The organism is Aerococcus urinae, from assembly GCF_001543175.1.
Lineage (GTDB): Bacteria > Bacillota > Bacilli > Lactobacillales > Aerococcaceae > Aerococcus > Aerococcus urinae.
Window position 1 is genome coordinate 749066 of the sequence record NZ_CP014161.1, and the last position, 19272, is coordinate 768337.

General features: G+C 39.0%; 19 protein-coding genes and 1 other RNA gene. 18 read left to right on the plus strand and 2 right to left on the minus strand.

Translation table 11 applies throughout. The annotated features are described in order from the left end of the window. The first annotated feature begins 115 nt into the window (after positions 1-115). The 14 genes from AWM73_RS03500 (at position 116) to smpB (ending at position 14158) form a co-directional block, all read left to right on the plus strand. The gene (locus AWM73_RS03500) at positions 116-1156 is read left to right on the plus strand and encodes a sugar-binding transcriptional regulator (RefSeq protein WP_060778091.1); all 1041 of its coding nucleotides are present in this window, start codon (positions 116-118) and stop codon (positions 1154-1156) included. 36 nt (positions 1157-1192) lie between these two features. Next, a complete protein-coding gene (gene gap, locus AWM73_RS03505; protein ID WP_060778092.1) occupies positions 1193-2191 on the plus strand; it encodes a type I glyceraldehyde-3-phosphate dehydrogenase in 999 nt (332 codons plus the stop codon). Positions 2192-2289: 98 nt separating this feature from the next. After that, positions 2290-3486, plus strand: a complete 1197-nt coding sequence (locus AWM73_RS03510) for a phosphoglycerate kinase (protein ID WP_013668894.1) — start codon at positions 2290-2292, stop codon at positions 3484-3486. A 15-nt stretch (positions 3487-3501) separates the two neighbouring features. Next, the gene (gene tpiA / locus AWM73_RS03515; RefSeq protein WP_060778093.1) at positions 3502-4257 is read left to right on the plus strand and encodes a triose-phosphate isomerase; all 756 of its coding nucleotides are present in this window, start codon (positions 3502-3504) and stop codon (positions 4255-4257) included. 48 nt (positions 4258-4305) lie between these two features. After that, positions 4306-5604 carry a phosphopyruvate hydratase gene (eno, locus tag AWM73_RS03520; RefSeq protein ID WP_060778094.1) on the plus strand — a complete coding sequence of 433 codons (1299 nt, stop codon included), beginning with the start codon at positions 4306-4308 and terminating at the stop codon, positions 5602-5604. Between the two features lie 169 nt (positions 5605-5773). Continuing rightward, complete coding sequence (locus AWM73_RS03525) at positions 5774-6376, plus strand: YutD family protein (protein ID WP_060778095.1); 603 nt, start codon at positions 5774-5776, stop codon at positions 6374-6376. Next, a complete protein-coding gene (locus AWM73_RS03530; RefSeq protein WP_060778096.1) occupies positions 6376-7200 on the plus strand; it encodes an HAD-IIA family hydrolase in 825 nt (274 codons plus the stop codon). The genes AWM73_RS03525 and AWM73_RS03530 overlap by 1 nt, the downstream gene beginning before the upstream one ends. Next, positions 7173-7802: a TIGR01906 family membrane protein gene (locus tag AWM73_RS03535; RefSeq protein WP_060784997.1), complete on the plus strand. Its 630-nt coding sequence runs from the start codon at positions 7173-7175 to the stop codon at positions 7800-7802. Before AWM73_RS03530 ends, AWM73_RS03535 begins: the two co-directional genes overlap by 28 nt. A gap of 118 nt (positions 7803-7920) precedes the next feature. After that, positions 7921-9012: a 3-phosphoserine/phosphohydroxythreonine transaminase gene (gene serC, locus AWM73_RS03540; RefSeq protein WP_060778098.1), complete on the plus strand. Its 1092-nt coding sequence runs from the start codon at positions 7921-7923 to the stop codon at positions 9010-9012. Further along, complete coding sequence (locus tag AWM73_RS03545) at positions 8999-10183, plus strand: 3-phosphoglycerate dehydrogenase family protein (RefSeq protein ID WP_060778099.1); 1185 nt, start codon at positions 8999-9001, stop codon at positions 10181-10183. Before serC ends, AWM73_RS03545 begins: the two co-directional genes overlap by 14 nt. 102 nt (positions 10184-10285) lie before the next feature. Next, the gene (gene secG, locus AWM73_RS03550; RefSeq protein ID WP_060778100.1) at positions 10286-10516 is read left to right on the plus strand and encodes a preprotein translocase subunit SecG; all 231 of its coding nucleotides are present in this window, start codon (positions 10286-10288) and stop codon (positions 10514-10516) included. Positions 10517-10590: 74 nt separating this feature from the next. After that, positions 10591-11340, plus strand: a complete 750-nt coding sequence (locus tag AWM73_RS03555) for an alpha/beta hydrolase (RefSeq protein ID WP_060778101.1) — start codon at positions 10591-10593, stop codon at positions 11338-11340. A 7-nt stretch (positions 11341-11347) separates the two neighbouring features. After that, a complete protein-coding gene (gene rnr / locus AWM73_RS03560; RefSeq protein ID WP_060778102.1) occupies positions 11348-13672 on the plus strand; it encodes a ribonuclease R in 2325 nt (774 codons plus the stop codon). A 21-nt stretch (positions 13673-13693) separates the two neighbouring features. After that, positions 13694-14158, plus strand: a complete 465-nt coding sequence (gene smpB, locus AWM73_RS03565) for an SsrA-binding protein SmpB (protein WP_060778103.1) — start codon at positions 13694-13696, stop codon at positions 14156-14158. A gap of 182 nt (positions 14159-14340) precedes the next feature. Here smpB and AWM73_RS03570 read toward each other — a convergent pair whose 3' ends face one another. After that, complete coding sequence (locus AWM73_RS03570) at positions 14341-15213, minus strand: helix-turn-helix transcriptional regulator (protein ID WP_060778104.1); 873 nt, start codon at positions 15211-15213, stop codon at positions 14341-14343. 171 nt (positions 15214-15384) lie between these two features. Here AWM73_RS03570 and AWM73_RS03575 point away from each other — a divergent pair, with 171 nt between their 5' ends. Both AWM73_RS03575 and ssrA read left to right on the plus strand, forming a co-directional pair. Further along, on the plus strand, positions 15385-16104 hold the full coding sequence (locus tag AWM73_RS03575) for a histidine phosphatase family protein (protein ID WP_060778105.1): 720 nt from the start codon (positions 15385-15387) through the stop codon (positions 16102-16104). A 130-nt stretch (positions 16105-16234) separates the two neighbouring features. Then, positions 16235-16596, plus strand: a transfer-messenger RNA (tmRNA) gene (ssrA, locus tag AWM73_RS03580). A 108-nt stretch (positions 16597-16704) separates the two neighbouring features. On the opposite strand, the gene AWM73_RS03585 is transcribed toward ssrA, so the two are convergent. Continuing rightward, on the minus strand, positions 16705-17277 hold the full coding sequence (locus AWM73_RS03585) for a DUF4352 domain-containing protein (RefSeq protein WP_060778106.1): 573 nt from the start codon (positions 17275-17277) through the stop codon (positions 16705-16707). Between the two features lie 631 nt (positions 17278-17908). On the opposite strand from AWM73_RS03585, the gene pyrF reads away from it, so the two are divergent. Continuing rightward, positions 17909-18604, plus strand: coding sequence for an orotidine-5'-phosphate decarboxylase (gene pyrF / locus AWM73_RS03590; RefSeq protein ID WP_060778107.1), 696 nt, complete (start codon positions 17909-17911; stop codon positions 18602-18604). Beyond that, a complete protein-coding gene (gene pyrE, locus AWM73_RS03595) occupies positions 18605-19240 on the plus strand; it encodes an orotate phosphoribosyltransferase (RefSeq protein ID WP_060778108.1) in 636 nt (211 codons plus the stop codon). It begins immediately after the preceding gene. The last annotated feature ends 32 nt before the right edge of the window (positions 19241-19272 follow it).

The following is a 19272-nucleotide window of genomic DNA, read 5'->3' on the forward strand; positions in this document are numbered from 1 at the left end:
CTACTAGTGTAGAAAAATGAATAGCAGATAGAACTGCTCAAATTTTTTTGCACTATGTTGGTCAAAAAAAGGCATGACGGACAATAAAAGTCCATGCAATAGAAAGTTGAATGTCATGAAAGCCGTTTACAGTAGAATCCTTAAAGTGGTTCCTGAATTGGAAGACCTCTTTAAAAAAAGGATGCAAATTTTACAAATGGTCTTACGCTTTCAACCTATTGGTCGCCAAATTTTGGCAAAGAAGTTAGACATGACTGAGCGACCACTCCGGCGTGAAACGAATATCCTTAAAAAAGAAGGGTTACTAGATTCCACTAGAAATGGAATGGTTATCACCGCTAAGGGTGAGGAAGCTTTAGCTTTTGCTCGTGAAATGCTCCATGAAGATTCTAGTTTATTTGCTAAGGAACAACGCTTAGAAAAGCAACTAGGTATCGATGAGGTACATATTATTGAGAGTAATCTTGATGAAGAAAATAGTACCTTGGCGCAAATAGGGGTTTTCCTATCTAACTATTTAGCCAATACTTTGCCAGAAGGATACATTACGGTGGCTGTTTCAGGCGGCTCGACAATACTCGAGGTTGCTAAAAGCTTAAACCGTAAAGTTTTAACTAAGAATCGGCATTTTACGATAGTTCCTGCCCGTGGTGGCATGGGCGATTCGGTGGCAATTCAGGCAAATACAATTAGTGACCAACTCGCACACCGCTTAAACGGGACCACTAATTCTCTCTACGTTCCTGATGTTCTTACTGAAGAAACGAGAGACTTATTGGTAAAAGAGCCCTCCATTCAAGAAACATTAAATATTTTAAAGCGGACTGATGCTTTATTATTTAGTGTTGGCGATGCTAAAATCATGGCCCAAAGACGGGGATTTTCATCAGAATTGATTGATAAAATCCTTGCTAAAGGAGCTATTGGGGAAGCATTCGGGTGTTTTTACACCAAAGAGGGGGAAATAGTTTATCAAATGCCCCGTATTGGTTTACAATTAGATCAAATAAAGGATATTCAATATCCCATTCTAATTGCTGGCGGACGTGCTAAAGCAAAAGCCATTCAAGCTTTTGCAAAACTCGCACCCTTTAATTTTGTCTTAGTGACGGATTTAGGGGTAAGTAATCAGGTTTTAAATGAGGAAACTCATTAAAAATATTTTTATTTCCGAAGGAGGAAAATTATTAATATGGTAAAAGTAGGTATTAATGGTTTTGGACGTATCGGACGTTTAGCTTTCCGTCGTATCCAAGATGTTGAAGGTTTAGAAGTAGTTGCAATCAATGATTTAACTGACTCAAAAATGTTAGCTCACTTATTGAAATATGATACCACTCATGGTCGTTTCAATGGTGAAATTGAAGTCCTAGATGACGCCTTCAAAGTAAACGGTAAAGAAGTTAAAGTTATGTCTCATCCAGACCCAGCTGAAATTCCTTGGGGTGACTTAGGTGTAGAAGTTGTTCTAGAAGCTACTGGTTTCTTTGCATCAAAAGAAAAAGCTGAACTACACTTAAAAGGTGGCGCTAAGAAAGTTGTTATTACTGCACCAGGTGGAGCAGATATTCCAACTATCGTTTACAACACCAACCACGAAATCTTAACAGGGGATGAAACTGTTATTTCTGGTGCTTCATGTACCACTAACTGTTTAGCACCTTTAGCAGATGCTTTAAACAAGAGCTTTGGTATTGTTGAAGGTTTAATGTCTACTATCCATGCTTATACAGGGGACCAAAACACCTTGGATGCTCCACACCGTAAGGGAGACTTCCGTCGTGCACGTGCCGCTGCAGAAAACATTATTCCTAACACTACCGGTGCTGCAAAAGCTGTTGGTCAAGTGTTACCAGAATTAAATGGTAAATTAGATGGTTCCGCACAACGTGTACCTGTTAAATCTGGTTCTATTACTGAATTCTTCACCGTTCTTGAAAAGAATGTTACCGTTGAAGAAGTTAACGCTGCTATGAAGGCTACTTCAAATGAATCCTTCGGTTACAACGAAGATGAAATCGTTTCTTCAGATATTGTAGGTATGACTTATGGTTCCTTATTCGATGCAACCTTAACTAAAGTTATGGACGTTGACGGTAAGCAATTAGTGAAGACTGCTGCATGGTATGACAACGAAATGTCATATACTTCACAATTAGTACGTACCTTAGAATACTTCGCTAAGTTATAATAAACGCTAACGTTTAATAAAAGCGTCTATCCATGTAAAGGCGGGGAGTCAGACGCTCCCTGCCTTTTTTCTAAGTGATAGAAAAAGGAGAAATGAATATGGCAAAAGAAACTGTAAAAGATGTTAATGTCCAAGGCAAAAAGATTTTAATGCGGGTTGACTTCAATGTCCCTATGAAGGATGGAGAGATTACCGATGATAATCGTATGGTCCAAGCCCTACCAACGATTAAATATGTGATTGAACAAGGCGGAAAATTGATCTTATTTTCTCACTTAGGCAAAGTCAAAAGTGAAGAAGACAAAAAAGACAAGTCTCTTGCTCCAGTCGCTAAACACTTAGAAGAACTCTTAGGGCAAAAAGTAGTCTTTGTTCCTGCTACTCGAGGACAAGAGTTAGAAGAAGCTATCGACCAATTAAATGATGGGGAAGTTTTACTCTTTGAAAACACCCGTTTTGAAGATGTTGATGGCAAGAAAGAATCAGGTAATGATCCTGAATTAGGCAAATACTGGGCTTCATTAGGCGATGGTATTTTTGTTAACGACGCCTTTGGGACTGCTCACCGCGCCCATGCATCGAATGTCGGTATTTCTGCCAATGTTGACCATGCAGTAGCTGGCTTCTTGATGGAAAAGGAATTAAACTTCTTAGGGGATGCCGTCAATAATCCTAAGCGGCCATTTGTAGCTATCCTAGGTGGGGCTAAGGTATCCGATAAAATTGCCGTGATTGAATCTTTGCTTAATAAGGCTGATAAAGTCCTTATTGGTGGGGGTATGGCTTATACCTTCTTAAAAGCAAAGGGTTATGAAGTGGGGAACTCCTTGTTGGAAGAAGACCGCGTTTCATTAGCCAAAGAAATCATGGAAAAAGCGGGGGACAAACTCTACCTGCCAGTAGATGTTGTCGTTGCCGATGACTTTTCAAATGACGCTAATACGCAAGTAGTGGCTGCTGATGCCATTCCTGAAGGTTGGGAAGGATTGGATTCCGGTCCTAAGACCAATGAATTATTCGCTAAACAATTAGAAGATGCCAAGACGGTCGTATGGAACGGCCCAATGGGTGTCTTTGAAATGGAAAAATTTGCCGTTGGTACCAATGCCGTATGTAAAGCGGTTGCTGACCTTGACGATGCCATTACTATTGTTGGTGGTGGGGATTCTGCATCAGCTGCTAAGAATTCAGGCTTTGCAGAAAAATTCTCACACATTTCTACCGGTGGGGGAGCTTCTTTACAATTCTTAGAAGGTAATCCTCTACCAGGTGTTGAAGCGTTAAGTGAAAAATAAGGAAGGATGAACAAAGTGAGACAAGTTTTAATTGCCGGAAACTGGAAATTAAATAAAACCGCTAGTGAAGCAAAAGCTTTTATTGAAGACTTGAAAGCTAAATTAAGTGGTAACGAAAAGGCTGAAGTTTTGGTTTGCCCACCAGCTCTATACGTTCAAAGCTTACTCTCTGAAAGTCAAGGCACTAACATTAAAGTTGGTGCTCAAAACTGCTACTATGAAAATAGTGGGGCTTTCACTGGAGAAATTTCACCTTTAGCTTTAGCTGATCTAGGAGCGAGCTATGTGGTTATCGGTCACTCTGAACGTCGTGAATTATTTAGTGAATCTGATGAAGATGTTGCTAAGAAAGCTAAAGCAATCTTCGATAATGGCATGACCCCAATTATTTGTTGTGGGGAAACTTTAGACCAACGTGAAGAAGGCATTGCTAAAGAGTGGATCACTGGACAAATTAAGGCAGCTTTACAGGAACTTAGCCAAGAGGAAATTGCCAAAAGTGTCATTGCTTATGAACCAATCTGGGCAATTGGTACCGGTAAAACCGCCTCTCCAGAAGACGCTGAAGAAATTTGTAGCCACATCCGTGACGTTGTTTTTGAAGTTGCTGGTCAAGAAGCTAGCGATGCTGTCCGTATCCTTTACGGTGGCTCAGTGAAACCAGCTAATGTAAAAGATATTTTAGCCCAAGAAAATATTGATGGCGCCTTAGTCGGGGGAGCTAGTCTTCAAGTCGACGATTTTCTTGCCTTGGTTAATGCTGCAGAATAATTCATCAAATAGATTATAAAATTAATTAGATAAAAGGAGATAAAATCTATGTCATTAATTACTAACATCCATGCCCGTGAAATTTTGGACTCCCGTGGTAACCCAACCGTTGAAGTAGAATTATATACTGAATTAGGCGCATTCGGCCGTGGTTTAGTACCTTCTGGTGCTTCAACTGGTGAACATGAAGCGGTTGAACTTCGTGATGGCGACAAAGATCGTTATGAAGGTAAGGGTGTCCTAAAAGCTGTTGAAAATGTTAATACAGTGATTGCTGAAGCTATTGTTGGTATGGAAGTTACTGACCAAGTAGGTATTGATGAAGCTATGATCGCTTTAGACGGTACCAAGAACAAAGGTAAATTAGGGGCTAATGCTATCTTAGGTGTTTCTCTTGCTGCTGCTCATGCTGCTGCTGATGAATTAGACGTGCCATTGTATAACTACTTAGGTGGATTCAACGCCCATGTTTTACCTACTCCAATGATGAATATTGTTAACGGTGGTTCTCACTCAGACGCACCAATTGCCTTCCAAGAATTTATGATTGTGCCTGCAGGGGCTCCTTCATTTAGAGAAGCTTTACGTTGGGGTGCTGAAACCTTCCACGCTTTGAAAGGCATTCTTAAAGGCCGCGGTTTAGAAACTTCCGTTGGTGACGAAGGTGGTTTTGCTCCTCGCTTTGAAGGTACTGAAGACGCTTTACAAACCATCATTGACGCGATCGAAGCTGCTGGACGTAAAGCCGGTGAAGACATCTTTATCGCTTTAGACTGTGCTTCTTCTGAATTCTACATCGATGGAAAATATGACTACACCAAATTCGAAGGTGAAGGCGCTGCTGTTCGCTCTGCTGCTGAACAAGTTGAATACATCGAAGAATTAGTTAACAAATACCCAATCATCTCTGTTGAAGATGGTATGGATGAAAATGACTGGGAAGGTTTCAAATTATTAACTGAACGTATTGGTGATAAAGTACAATTAGTTGGTGATGACCTCTATGTAACTAATACTGACTACTTGAAACGTGGTATTGAAGAAGGCATTGCAAACTCAATCTTAATTAAGGTTAACCAAATTGGTACTTTAACAGAAACCTTCAACGCCATCGAAATGGCTAAACGTGCTAACTACACTGCCGTTGTTTCCCACCGTTCTGGTGAAACCGAAGATGCAACCATCGCTGACATTGCTGTATCAACCAACGCTGGTCAAATTAAGACTGGTTCCTTATCACGTACTGACCGGATGGCTAAATACAACCAATTACTACGTATTGAAGACCAACTTGGTGAAACTGCTGAATACCAAGGAATCCATGCATTCTACAACTTAAGCAAATAATCTAATAAGTAAAAATTAAAAACGTTTTTAATCAATTGAAGGTGGGTCGCTCCCACCTTTTTATTTTTACTTAATGAGGAAGGATTTCTTGAAAACTAAGAGACTTTTCGTGTTAAATAAAGTGTGCTAAGATAGAAATTAATGATTCCAAGAGATAAGGAGGGATTAAATGTCTCAAACAGAAGACCGCCAAGCTTGGATAGAACAACGTAAGAGCGACAATTATATTTTTGCTGATGTCATCCAACAGGCTGATGATCGCTATTTAATCAATGGCCAAGCTTTTCAAGTGGTTAAGGATGCTGAAGCGGGCATCGATAAGCAGGAGTTAGCTAACCGCTATATGGATATTTTGGATAGCTATGACTATGTGGTGGGCGATTGGAGTTTCCAACAATTGCGTTTGAAGGGCTTTTATGAAGATAAATTACCCCACACCAGTATTGACCAGCAAATTTCTTTTTTAGATGATTATTTGTATGAATATTGTAGTTTTGGCTGTGATTATTTTGTTTTAAAGCACCTGCGTAATGAAGAAGAAATCAATGAACGTAACCGCCAATTGAAGAGTAAACGGAATAATCAAAATTCTAAGCGCAAGAAGAGGCGGAAAAGCCGTCATAATGACCAAGGAAGAAGTCATAAGTCAGGTCCTAAAAAACAAACGAAGACAGTGGGTAAGCGCTTCTCGGTGAAAAAGAAAAATTCCAGTCGTAAAGCCAATGCTGTTAAAGTAACTGATAAAAAAACGTTTAAAATAAGGAAAAAGTGATGAGAAAAGCTAAGAAGATAAAAGGCTTATTGATTGATTTGGATGGAACGGTTTATCGTGGGAAAAGTCCCATTAAGGGAGCTAAAGCATTTATTGAAAAACTCATTACTAGTCAAACGCCCTTTTTATTTTTAACCAATAATTCCATGAGGTCCCACCAAGAAGTCCAAGCTTTCCTAGAAAAAGAACATCATATCTTGGTTGATCCAGAAAGGGTTTATAGTAGTGTAGATGCCTTAGTTTATGCACTGAAAGACGCTTACCACCAGGTCAATCACCAACAGGCCGCTTATATTATTGGTAGTGAAATTCTTAAAAAGAGTGTCAGTGACTTAGGCTTTGAACTAAGAACAAATATTGATCAGCAGATTGACCTAGTAGTCGTAGGCCTGAATCAAAGTGTTTTTTATGACCAGCTCGCTCAAGCAGCTATTGCAGTCCAAAGAGGGGCAGATTTTTACTTAACTAACCCGGATATACAATTTCCGGATGAACGAGGATTTGTGCCCGGTGCTGGCTCACTAGGTCGTATGATTAGTGAGGTAAGTCGGACGCGTCCGATGGTTTGTGGCAAACCAGAAAAATTGATTATGTCCGGAGCCTTAGCTAAGTTAGGTCTTCAAGTCGATGAAGTGGCTATGTTGGGGGATAACTTAACGACTGATATCCTAGCGGCAAATCGTATGGATATGCCGGCGATATTAATTGAGACCGGTGTCCATCACAAGGAAGACTTGGAGCATTTTTCGGGTCGACCTGACTATATCGTTAAAGATTATGAGGAATTAGGAAAATTATGGCAAGAAATATCCGATTTTACCTAGGATTTAGCAGCCTGGTGCTTTTTATATTGTGTGGAGCGATTACCTTCACGATTTGGTTTACCCCACTCTATTATCTGAGTGCCTATCTTGAAGAGGTCAATCAAGTCGTTGACTTAACGTGGTTGGAGATTTTCCAGGACTATCATCGTATTATTGCTTATCTCAATTTTCCTTGGATTGAACATTTGTCCTTACAGCACTTTTTTATGAGTCCTAAAGGAGCCTTCCATTTTTATGAAGTGAAGCGGCTATTTCAAGGCCTATATATCTTATTATTTACCAGTGGTCTGCTATCCGCTCGCTTCCTAAAAAAATTAAAAAATAATCAGGCTTACTTCTATTTATATCGGCCCATGAAGGGATTAATGGTCTTACCTTTACTATTAATACCTCTCTTTCTCTTATTCTTTGATCAAGTATTTGTTTTATTTCACCAAGTTTTATTCAATAATGATGCTTGGTTGTTTGATCCCAAGCTCGACCCAGTGATTGAAATCTTGCCAGAGACTTTCTTCTTGGCTTGCTTTATTTTAGTGGTGGTTCTGGTTGAGGGCGTTTTTTATTATTTTTATCGTCTAGGAAAAACTAGTCTCGAAAAGTAGGCTGGTTTTTATTTTTACTTTAAATATTAAATAGGCTTTTTTTCTGGTCTTTGCTATACTTATAGGTAAGAAAAATCTTGAAACAATCATAGAGTTTATATAGGAAGGCGTGTTGAAAATGACTCGTGTGTGGAATTTCTCTGCTGGACCGGCAACTTTACCCTTAGAAGTATTGGAAAATGTACAGGAGAATCTAGTTGATTATCATGGTCAAGGCTTATCCGTTTTGGAAATGAGTCACCGATCAGACTCTTTTCAAGAGGTTATCGAAGGGGCGGAAGCCTTAATACGAGAACTTTTAGATGTTCCTTCCAATTATCAAGTGTTATTTATGCAAGGGGGTGCGACCTTGCAATTTTCAGCACTTCCATTAAACTTATTGAAAAACGGTAAAGCGGGATATCTTATTGGCGGTAGTTGGGGCGAAAAAGCCTACAAAGAGGCTGATAAATTAACCGCTAAGGCGACTATTTTAGCCTCTTCTAAAGACGATCAATACCAAAAATTACCCGTCTTAACCGATTTTAATTCCAGTGACTATGATTACATTCATATCACCAGTAACAATACGATTGAGGGAACCCAATACCGAAAATATCCTGATGCTAAAAGTCCCAACTTAGTCGCTGATATGTCATCAGACTTTCTTAGCCACCCCGTGGATGTTTCTCGGTTTGCTTTAATCTATGCAGGAGCCCAAAAGAATGTTGGACCAGCTGGGGTCAGTGTGGTTATTATTCGTGATGATTTATTAGAGGATAATGGTCAAGTAATTCCGACTTATTTAGATTATAAAACCCATGCCAGCAAGCATTCCTTGTATAACACCCCACCAACCTTCTCTATTTATGTGATGCGTTTAGTTCTAGAGTGGATTAAAAACCAGGGGGGCCTAGCTGCTATTGACCAAATCAATCAAAGAAAAGCCGCAAAACTCTACCAAGCCATTGATCAATCAGAAATCTTTATTAACCCGGTCCTTCCATCAGATCGCTCACTCATGAATATTCCTTTTACCAGCCAAGATGCTGATATCGACCAAGAGTTTATCCAAGCAGCCAAGGAGAAGGGATTTATTAATTTGAAGGGTCACCGTTCTGTAGGCGGGATGCGCGCAAGCATCTATAATGCCTTTCCTGAAGCAGGTGTGGAGGCCTTAGTGGAATTCATGAAGGATTTTGAAAGTGAGGTTAAACATGAAAAAAATTAATACTTTAGATAACATCGCTGAAACCGGGCTTAATTATTTACGTAAACAAGGCTACTTAATTAATAATGACCAAGACCCCGATGCTCTTATCTTACGCAGTAGCGATATTCATAACTACAACTTTTCTTCCCAACTAAAAGCGATCGGGCGCTCAGGCGTGGGGGTAAATAATATTCCTGTTGATGAATGTAGTGAGAAGGGGATTGTTGTCTTTAATGCACCGGGGGCTAACGCCAATTCAGTTAAGGAACTGGTTATTGCTATGATGATTAATCTCTCCCGCAATGTCTTTCAAGCAGAACACTGGATCAACCGCTTAGAAGGGGAAGATGTCCATAAACAAGTTGAAGCTGGAAAGAAGATGTTCCGTGGCCAAGAGCTCATGGGCAAGACCTTAGGGGTTATTGGTCTAGGTAATGTCGGCGCTCGGGTCGCCAATGCGGGGATTGAACTAGGTATGGATGTCATTGGCTATGATAACTATATCTCCGTAAAAAACGCTTGGCAAATTAACCAAAAAGTGTCTTATTGTGATGATGTGAAAGATATTTTCCAACAGGCCGACTACATTACCATTCACACCCCATATACCGAAGAAACCCACCATTTAATTGGCTTTGAAAACCTCTCTCTAGTTAAAACAGGAGCGATTATTCTTAACTATTCACGTCAAGAAATAGTTGATCCCCAAGCCATGCTTACCTTTTTAGAAAATGGCATGGTGAAATACTTTGCTAGTGATTTCTATTTTGAAGAATTGGCAGGTAGGGAGGACTTTATTATGACTCCTCACTTAGGCGCAAGCACCGAACAATCTGAAGAAAAGTGTGCCTTGATGGTGGCCCAAGAAGTAAATCATTACCTGGAAAGTGGCGAAATCAAGAATTCTGTCAACTTCCCCAATGTGGAAATGACCTTCAATGCGCCATTACGTCTGTCCATTATTAATGAAAACATTCCTAATATGGTGGCTGGGATATCTCGTTACCTAGCAGATGAAGATATTAACATCGAAAAAATTATCAATAAGAGTCGAGGAAATTATGCTTATACCTTAGTCGATGTGAGTGGGGATGATCTCTTAAGCAAGGTCAATACCTTTATGGAAGATGTGATGAGTGTTAAAGGGATTAAAAAGATTCGTATGATTCAAAATCCTCATAGTAAATAATGATTAGCTGTCCTACTGAGACGAAATAGTTTTTTCCTTGAGTCCCTATGATTATTATGTTACTATTGCTAAGAAACCTAGTAGAAGAGACGAGGGAAACTTTTGAAAAATATATTACTTATTTCAATAATTGTAATTAGTATTTTATTGATATTAGCAGTGATTATTTCCCCAGCCAAAACAAGTTCCAGTGCCAATATCACAGGCGCAATGGACCAAGGAATGAATGGAAAAAAGGCCCGCGGTTTTGACGCGGCAATGGATCGCATTATTAGCATCCTAGGATTTGCCTTTATGATAATTGCTGTCGTTTTAGCAAAATTATCTTCCTAGTTTTAGGAAAGTGCTGGGCTTATCCCAGCTTTTTTTATAGAAAAATGTCAAGCTTAGAAAGATCAGGGACCTCTATGCAAAAGCAAGAATCATTTTATTTTACCGGCGATAATGAAGTAGCTGTCCTCTTATTTCATGCTTATACAGGAACCACAGCTGATGTAAGAATGACAGGGCGGGCTTTGAATCGTGAAGGCTATACTGTCTATTGTCATAATTTAACCGGTCATGGCACTGGACGCGTAGAAGATATTTTAGCAGCAGATCCAAGTGATTGGATCGAGGATGCTCGCCAAGCTTTAGCCTTTATCAAAAGCCAAGGCTATGACAAGCTAGCGGTCTTTGGTTTGTCTTTGGGTGGTTCTATTGCCACCAAGTTATTTATTGAAGAAGAGAGTCAATTTATAACAGCCGGCTCTTTCTGTACGCCTATTATGACGACAAACATTGAAGAAACGAATGTAGGAAAGGCTTTTATGGCCATGGCTAGAAATGTCAAAGAAAAGGAAGTCTTTAGTGGGGAGGCTCTGGAAGCGGAATTAAAGGACATTGAATCGGACCTATCTCTTTCCCTAGAGAAGATCAATCGTTTTAACAATTCCATGCATAGCCAACTAGGGGCAATCACTAAACCTTACTTCATCGCCGAAGCCGGTCAAGATGAACTCGTTGGCGATAGCAGCGGTCGTCTATTGAAAGAAGCTATGCCTAATGCTCAGGTGACCCTAGCTTATTTTGAAAATAGTGGTCATGTGATTACCGTTGGCAAAGCCCATCAAGCATTTGAACAAGCACTAATCGAATTTCTCAACCAGGTGGTGTAAAACATATATGAATATAGACCAAGTCAGTCAGCAATTGGTCGCTGCAGTGAAAAAAGAAGCGACCCCCTTAACGATACAAGAATGGAGTCAGAGGTTTAATTGCAATAGCAGTGATGACTATCCTGAATTTATAAAATTAGTTGCCCAGTTACAAAGGAATGGTGACATCGAAATTCTTGATAACGGGGGCTTAGTTTCTAAAAAATCAGACAAACATTATCAAGGGAACTTCTCTTTAAACCAAAAAGGCTTTGGTTTTGTTTCCATTGAAGGTTTTGATGATGATATTTTTATCCCCCGTGGTGAAACTGGTGGTGCAATGAATGGCGACCAAGTGGCGGTTCAATTGACTAAACGTAACCGGGGAGAACAAAAAGATGAAGGAACGATTACAGAGGTACTAGAAAGAGCCTTGAGTCGAGTGACCGGTGAATTTGTTCCCTATAATGACAAGTTAAAAGCCGAATCCGGTTATATTGGTGGGATAAGGATTCAAAATAAGGGCGAAGAAATGATGACTTGCTTTGTCTTGAGTGATGGACTACACCCAGTGGAGGGGGAAATTGTCATCGCAGAAATTGCAGAATATCCTTCCCTCGACCAGCCCTTACAAATGACTGGCCGTGTCATCCAAACCATTGGTCATAAGAATGCTCCTGGGGTCGATATTCTCGCTATCTTAAATATGTTTGATATTCCTCATGAATTTCCTGAGGAGGTTCTTGATGAAGCGGAGGAAGTCCCTGAGCAAATTGACCCAGGGGAGGCTCAAAAACGTGATGATTATCGTTCCTTACTTACGATTACCATCGATGGGGCTGATGCTAAAGACTTGGACGATGCGATTTCCTTAAGAAAACTTGGCAATGGGCATCTGGAGTTAGGTGTTCATATTGCCGATGTTTCCTATTATGTTACCGCAGGAAGCGCTATTGATAAGGAAGCCTGGAAACGTGGGACGAGTGTATATTTAACTGATCGCGTGGTTCCTATGCTACCTCAACGCTTATCCAACGGGATTTGTTCCTTACAGGCTAACCAGGACCGTTTAACTATGTCATGCTTGATGGAAATTGATCCTAAATCAGCCAAGGTTATAAATTATCATATTGGGCCAAGCATCATCCAATCGGACTATCGGATGGTTTATGATGACGTTAATAAATTATTAGAGGGTAAAGATAAACAATTAAGTGAAAAATACGCTGAACTTTTACCTATGCTTAATGACATGGCTGCACTCCACCAGTCTTTAAGCGATAAACGCCATCACAGAGGGGCGATTGATTTTGATACGCCTGAAGCTGAAATCATTGTTGATAAAGAAGGCCATCCCCTTGATATTGTGGTTAGGGAACGTGGAACAGCTGAACGGATGATTGAATCTTTTATGCTAGCTGCTAATGAAACCGTGGCTCATGAATTTACTAAGCGCCACCTACCTTTCATTTATCGTATCCACGAATCGCCTGATGATGAGCGGATGAAGACCTTTATTGAATTTGCTCAAACCTTAGGGGTTCATGTGAAAAAAACAGACGGCAAAGTAAGCCCTAAAGATTTGCAAAATACCCTGGAAGAAGCAGCAGGTGAAAGTTATGCTCCCGTTGTCCAAGTGATGGCCTTACGGAGTATGCAACAGGCTAAGTATGACCTCCAGCCAATTGGTCACTACGGCCTAGCTGCCAAGGACTATACCCATTTTACTTCACCAATTCGTCGTTACCCTGACCTCTTAGCCCATCGCCTCATCCGTTATTATCTCACCCACAAGCCAAATCCTGCCAAGAAGGATGAGCTCAGTCAAAGCATTGAAGTTACTGCCGACCAAGCTTCAAAAACAGAACGGCGCAGTGTAGATGCCGAAAGAGAAACCGAGAGCCTTAAGAAAACTGAATTTATGGTTGATAAGGTAGGTGAAGAATTCGATGGTATTATTTCTTCCGTGACCAAGTTTGGTATCTTCGTTCAACTCGCTAATACGGTTGAAGGATTGGTCCATATCTCTAATTTGGATGATGATTATTATAACTATGTGGATAAACATATGATCTTAGTCGGGGAGCATACGGGAAATATTTATCGTATAGGAGATAAAGTACGAGTTAAACTGGTTAAGGCCGATGTAGACTCTAGACAAGTTGATTTTGAAATCATTAATCCAGAGAAAAAGACTAAGAAAAATAATTCCAAGCCTAAGAAAACAGACCATAAAGAAAAAAATACTCAAGGACACAAGAAGCATTCTAAAAAAGGTAAAAAGAATAAACATAAGAAAAAGCATAAGAAGCAGAAAAATAAGAAGAATTTTGTTATTCGAAAGGCTAAATGATAACAAAAGGGGAGAAACTGTGTGACAAAGAAGAAGCAAGACAATGTGGTAGCGACAAATCGCAAAGCGAATCATGATTATATCATCGAAGATACAATTGAAGCTGGTCTTGTCTTAACTGGAACAGAAATTAAATCAATTCGTAAGGGGAAGGTCAACTTAAAGGATTCCTTTGCCCGGGTAGAAAATGGCCAGGTATGGGTCTATGGGATGCATGTGAGTCCTTTTGAACAAGGCAACCGTTTTAACCAGGATCCTATGCGACCAAGAAAATTATTATTAAAGAAACGCGAAATCAATCGCTTAGCTAAGCATGTGAGCCAGGAAGGTTATGCGATTATCCCACTACGGATGTATATTAAAAGAGGTTTTGCTAAATTACTTATCGGCATTGGTAAAGGAAAGAAAAAATACGATAAGCGCCAAGCCTTAAAAGAAAAAGACATGAAGCGTGACATTAAACGAGCAATGAAAGAAAAATATTAAAAGCCTATTGCGTGTTTAATAAAAGAATATAGATTAAAAAAGGACTATGACAAGTAATGGTGCCCCTAAAAGCACAACTTTTGGGAGTTGTTCCAGGTCGTAGTCCTTTTAATTATTTAAAATGGGTAGTAGGTCGGTAGAGAAGAGATATAACAAATCAGTTGTTTTGCTGCTGTGAGTTATTAATTGCTTGCTTTATTATCTTGACTATGTTCTTTCCGATATTGACTAGGTGAGATGCCATTTAGTCTTTTAAACATTTTTGAGAAGTATGAAGCTGAGCCAAAGCCTACTAATTTACCGACATGACTAATACTAAAATTGGTGGCTTTCAGTAGTTGTTTGGTTTTATCGATTCTTACTTTAATTAAATAATCGATTGGAGACGCGGAAAAGGCCTCTGAAAATAGACGAATCATATAGTATTTATTCATACTTATTAAATTACTGAGATGGTCCAAACTAATATCCTTGGTATAATAATTATCAATATACTTCTTCAGCCAGTGGATTTTTTCCTCATTGGTAAATTCACTTTTTAAGGCAAATAAATTTTTTTGCTGAAAATATATCCGAGTAAATAACATTTGGATAAGCATCTGTAAGATAGTTTCTTTTTCGTCCTCTGCAAGCTCACTTTTTTTATCTTCGTAGTCAATTAATTGTAAATAATTTTCAATGGCATTGTGCTTATCTTGACAGCAAGCAATGTTTTCATGCGATAGTTTAAAACTTTGATTACGGCCTACCAGACTGATAATAGATAATTCATACCACTTTTCTAAAGCTACCGTATCGATATCTTGGGCCTTTAAATGGGCTCTGTTATTAATAATACAATAGCTGTTATTATCCATAATATAATTTTTATCATCAGAATTTATAGTTAGAAAGCCTTCTTTACAGTAAATAATGATTAATTCATTTGGTCTCTGATCGCTAAAGAGTAGGGACGCTTCTAATTGCTTATCCTTTGTGCGGTCAAAGTAACGTATACTTTTAAAATGAAGTTCAAGTTGAAGAAGACGGTTTCTAACGAGTTGCTCACGTTCCATAGGAAATCTTCCTCTTTCTAGACTTAAGAATAGAAATATCTTTTTATATCTAAATAAATTATATCAGAAAAGCTTTAATAAACGTTTTATAATTTGATATGTTTCGCTAAAATGGGCATTTTTTGTTATGATAGTTTCAGGTTTATCAGTATGAATGCGAGGTTGAAAGAAATGAGTAAAGGTGTAACAATTTATTTTATGCGTCATGGCCAAACCTACCTCAACCACTATCATCGGATCCAAGGTTGGGCGGATGCGCCTTTAACAGAGAAAGGTAAACGCGATGCCCAAAGGAGCGCCATTGGTTTACGTGATGTTAATTTCTCGGCTGTGTATACCAGTGATTTGCAACGGACGGTAGCTACAGCGGAGATTATTTTAAAATATAATTACCATGCTGGTTCCAACCTTCCAATTAATAAACGTAAAGCCTTTCGGGAACAGTTCTTTGGGAGCTTTGAAGGGCTAGAAGTTGAACGGATCTGGGGAAAAGTCTCTGACTATATCGAGAATGAAAAGCAGGACTTGTTAACTACCAATGACCGCGTGAAGGTAGAAATGGATACTTTCCATGAATTAGATCCCACCCATGATGCCGAGGATTTTATGACATTCTGGCTACGGGTTGAATTAGGCTTGATCGATGTGATTACCGCCCATCGTGAAACTGATCAAAATATTCTGATTGTGAGTCATGGCATGACGATTCGCAATATGATCCATGAACTAATCCCAGAATTTTCTCTAGGGGAACCCTTAGATAATGCTAGTGTATCTATTGTTAGGTATCAAGATGGTTTTTACCATTTGGAAGCCTATAATCAAACCGATCATTTTGCTTTAGAGGAAAAAATTGATGATGTGAATAAGGACCGGGAAAGAAAAGAATAAGTCTCAGCAAGACCTTTGACAAATTACGGGGATCAAGTTAACTATAAGAATAATGAAGTCGAAGTTTTGAATGAAGCGTAAATCTTGACTTTTTGGTGAGATGTTTGTTATATTAAAAAGGTATCCTTTTGGGGATGTTTTTTGGATTCGACAGGCATCAGACCGGGGTACAGCTACATTTCGGAGGTTACGACTCCGTCACAAACGTTAACTTAAATTTAATTGACAAAAACGAAAGTCAATCTTTAGCATTCGCTGCCTAGCAGCATGCTAAGATCTGCCTAGTATCGCCCATGTATTAGTTACAGGTCTCATTGAAGTGGGATACGTCTTGCGCTTCCGCCTGGAGCAAAAGAAAGAGAACAATCAGGTACGCAAGCTAGCAGGTTTGTTTATTGACCTCTAGTGCGCTTAATCAACAATAAACTATGAGTGTAAAAGCTGTATTAGCGGGGTGTCTGGACAGGGGTTCGAATCCCCTCATCTCCATAAATACTAAGCATTAGCGGTCGTCAGCGGCCGTTTTTTTGCTTTTACAATATGTATATAAAAAAAGGTGTTGATGAAGAAAATATATTTCTTATCGACACCAATAATGGATTATTCACTTAGTTTCCAAATTGCTTTTTTACCAACACTAAATAATGGTTGCCATTCTAGCTCAATATCTTTTCCGTCTACACCGTAATAAACGGTGCTATCAACAGTTCTACCTGCTGATACTGAACCAAAACCAATATCACCATCAGAACCGCTTAATGGATAGGTCTTAGCTTTCTTACCATCTACATAAAGCTGAGTATCGGCGCCGAAAGCGTAGTCTTTATCTTGACCATTTTCTAAAGTATAGCTAATCTTAATGACGCGTTCAGGATTTGATTCAGCGAATTGATTTCTTTCATTAGTAAATTCAACCTTATTTACTTTAAATTTTATGTCATCAATTTCAGCAGCATCACCTACTGCTAATTTTTTATTTTCTTTCTTATTTGAAGATTGATTCTCGCTGGTTTGGCTTTCACTAGATTCAGTGTTTACAGATTTTTTACCACCACTAAAAAGCGATCCTATAATGAAAAGAGCGATAAGGGCAATTATTCCAATACCAATCCACTTCAAACATCCACCACGTTTCACTTCGTTCCCATTTTCGTCATACAATTTCTTGGCCATATTTTTCTCCTCCTATGGTATAATGTTTTTGTCCAATCGAGCGCTCTCCTAGAGAAGCGCTTTTTATTTACTTTTCCTCAATTTCAATACTAAATAAAAAATAAAATAAGAATATAGGTTTGATATTTTTTGATTCCTAAATAGTAAATTATATATTTATTTAATAAATATTATTAGAAAATAAGCCTATAAAATGATTATAATAAATGAATAAAGTTTTAACAACATAGTTTTTCTGCTACTCTCAGTAATTTAGTATGAATTATTTCTAGATTATTTAACATAGTGTTTCCTGGTTAGATTTATTAGTTAGCCAATAATAGATATATAGGTAATAATGGGGAATATGTATTGAAGCTTATTGCTTATCTATTCAAGCTTGCACGAAACCAAGCAATTTTAACTTTTTGCTTTCATATGAAATATTTTTACTTTTTGTGTTGACATCAGCTAGTGTCCTTGCTACAATACTTGTGATTTAGAGCGAGACTCTATACTTTAATTCTGTCCAGAGAGGCACGAAAAGTGATGATAAGAATACCTATAAGTGTGCATACTTATAGTTAATTATGATGACTTTAAGGGCCTAGACAGAATTGTCTAGGTCTTTTTTCGTTAAAGAGGTGAAAAAATGGAAACATTATATGTGGCGTTAGATTTTAAAACAGAAGCAGAAACCTTTGATTTTCTAAAATTATTTGAAGGTCGCCAAATCGGGGTCAAAGTTGGGATGTCGCAATTTTACATGTCAGGGCCAAGTATCATTGAGCGCTTATGTGATATGGGACATGAAGTCTTTCTTGATTTGAAGTGCCATGATATTCCTAATACGGTTTACCTAGCTATGTTACAGCTTAGTCAATTACCGATTGAACTCGTGACCATCCATGCCATGGGTGGTAAAGAAATGATGCGAGCTGCGGTTAAAGGGGTTCAAGAAGGCAAACATCAACCCAAAGTTCTTGCAATCACCCAACTGACCTCAACTAATCAAGAAATGTTAAATAATCAATTACAAATTCCTGGCACGGTCGCTGAATCGGTCGAACATTTGACCCGCTTAGCCTTAGACAGTGGCGTGGATGGCCTAGTTTCTTCGGTCCAAGAAAGTAAAATGATTAAGGAAGTTTCCAAAGGGCAATTACTTAGTTTAACACCAGGGATTCGTTTGAATAAGAATGCTCACGATGACCAAGAAAGAATTGCTAGCCCAGAAGAAGCCCGAGCCAACGGTGCTGATTACATTGTAGTGGGCCGTCCGATTATTCAAGCTGACGATCCAGTGAGAGCCTATGAAGAAATGAAAGAACATTGGGAGGGTAAATAGATGAGTCAAAATATTAAACGCCAAGTTGCTGAAGCATTATTAGATCATGAAGCCGTGATTATCCGTAATGAGGATTGGTTTACCTGGGCCAGTGGGATTAAGAGCCCCATTTATTGTGATAATCGTCAATTAATGAGTTATCCAAAGGCTCGTAAGTTAGTAGCCCAAGCCTTAGCTGATATGATCAAAGAAAAATATCCAAATGTGACCTGCATCGCTGGGACTGCTACAGCTGGAATCCCTCATGCAGCCTGGGTGAGTGAAATTTTAGACCTACCTATGGTGTATGTCCGTTCTAAGGCTAAGGATCACGGCCGCCAATCTCAAATCGAAGGGCACCTAGATGCCGATGACCAAGTCGTATTGATTGATGACTTAATTTCAACAGGCGGAAGCGTCTTAGAAGCCTGTCAACCAGTTGCTAAAGAGTGCTCAGTGATTGGAGTAGCTGCAATTTTCACCTATGAGTTGGATCGGGCCAAGAAAAACTTCCAAGCTGCTGATATTCCTCTAGCCGTACTGAGCGATTTCCATAGTTTATTAGAAGTAGCCAAAGAAAAACATGACTTTAGCCAAGCAGACATGGACAATATCTTGGATTGGCACCGTCAACTGAACCAGTCTTCCAATGAGTAAAAGTGACTGCTAACAGTCAAAAGAGTTAAATA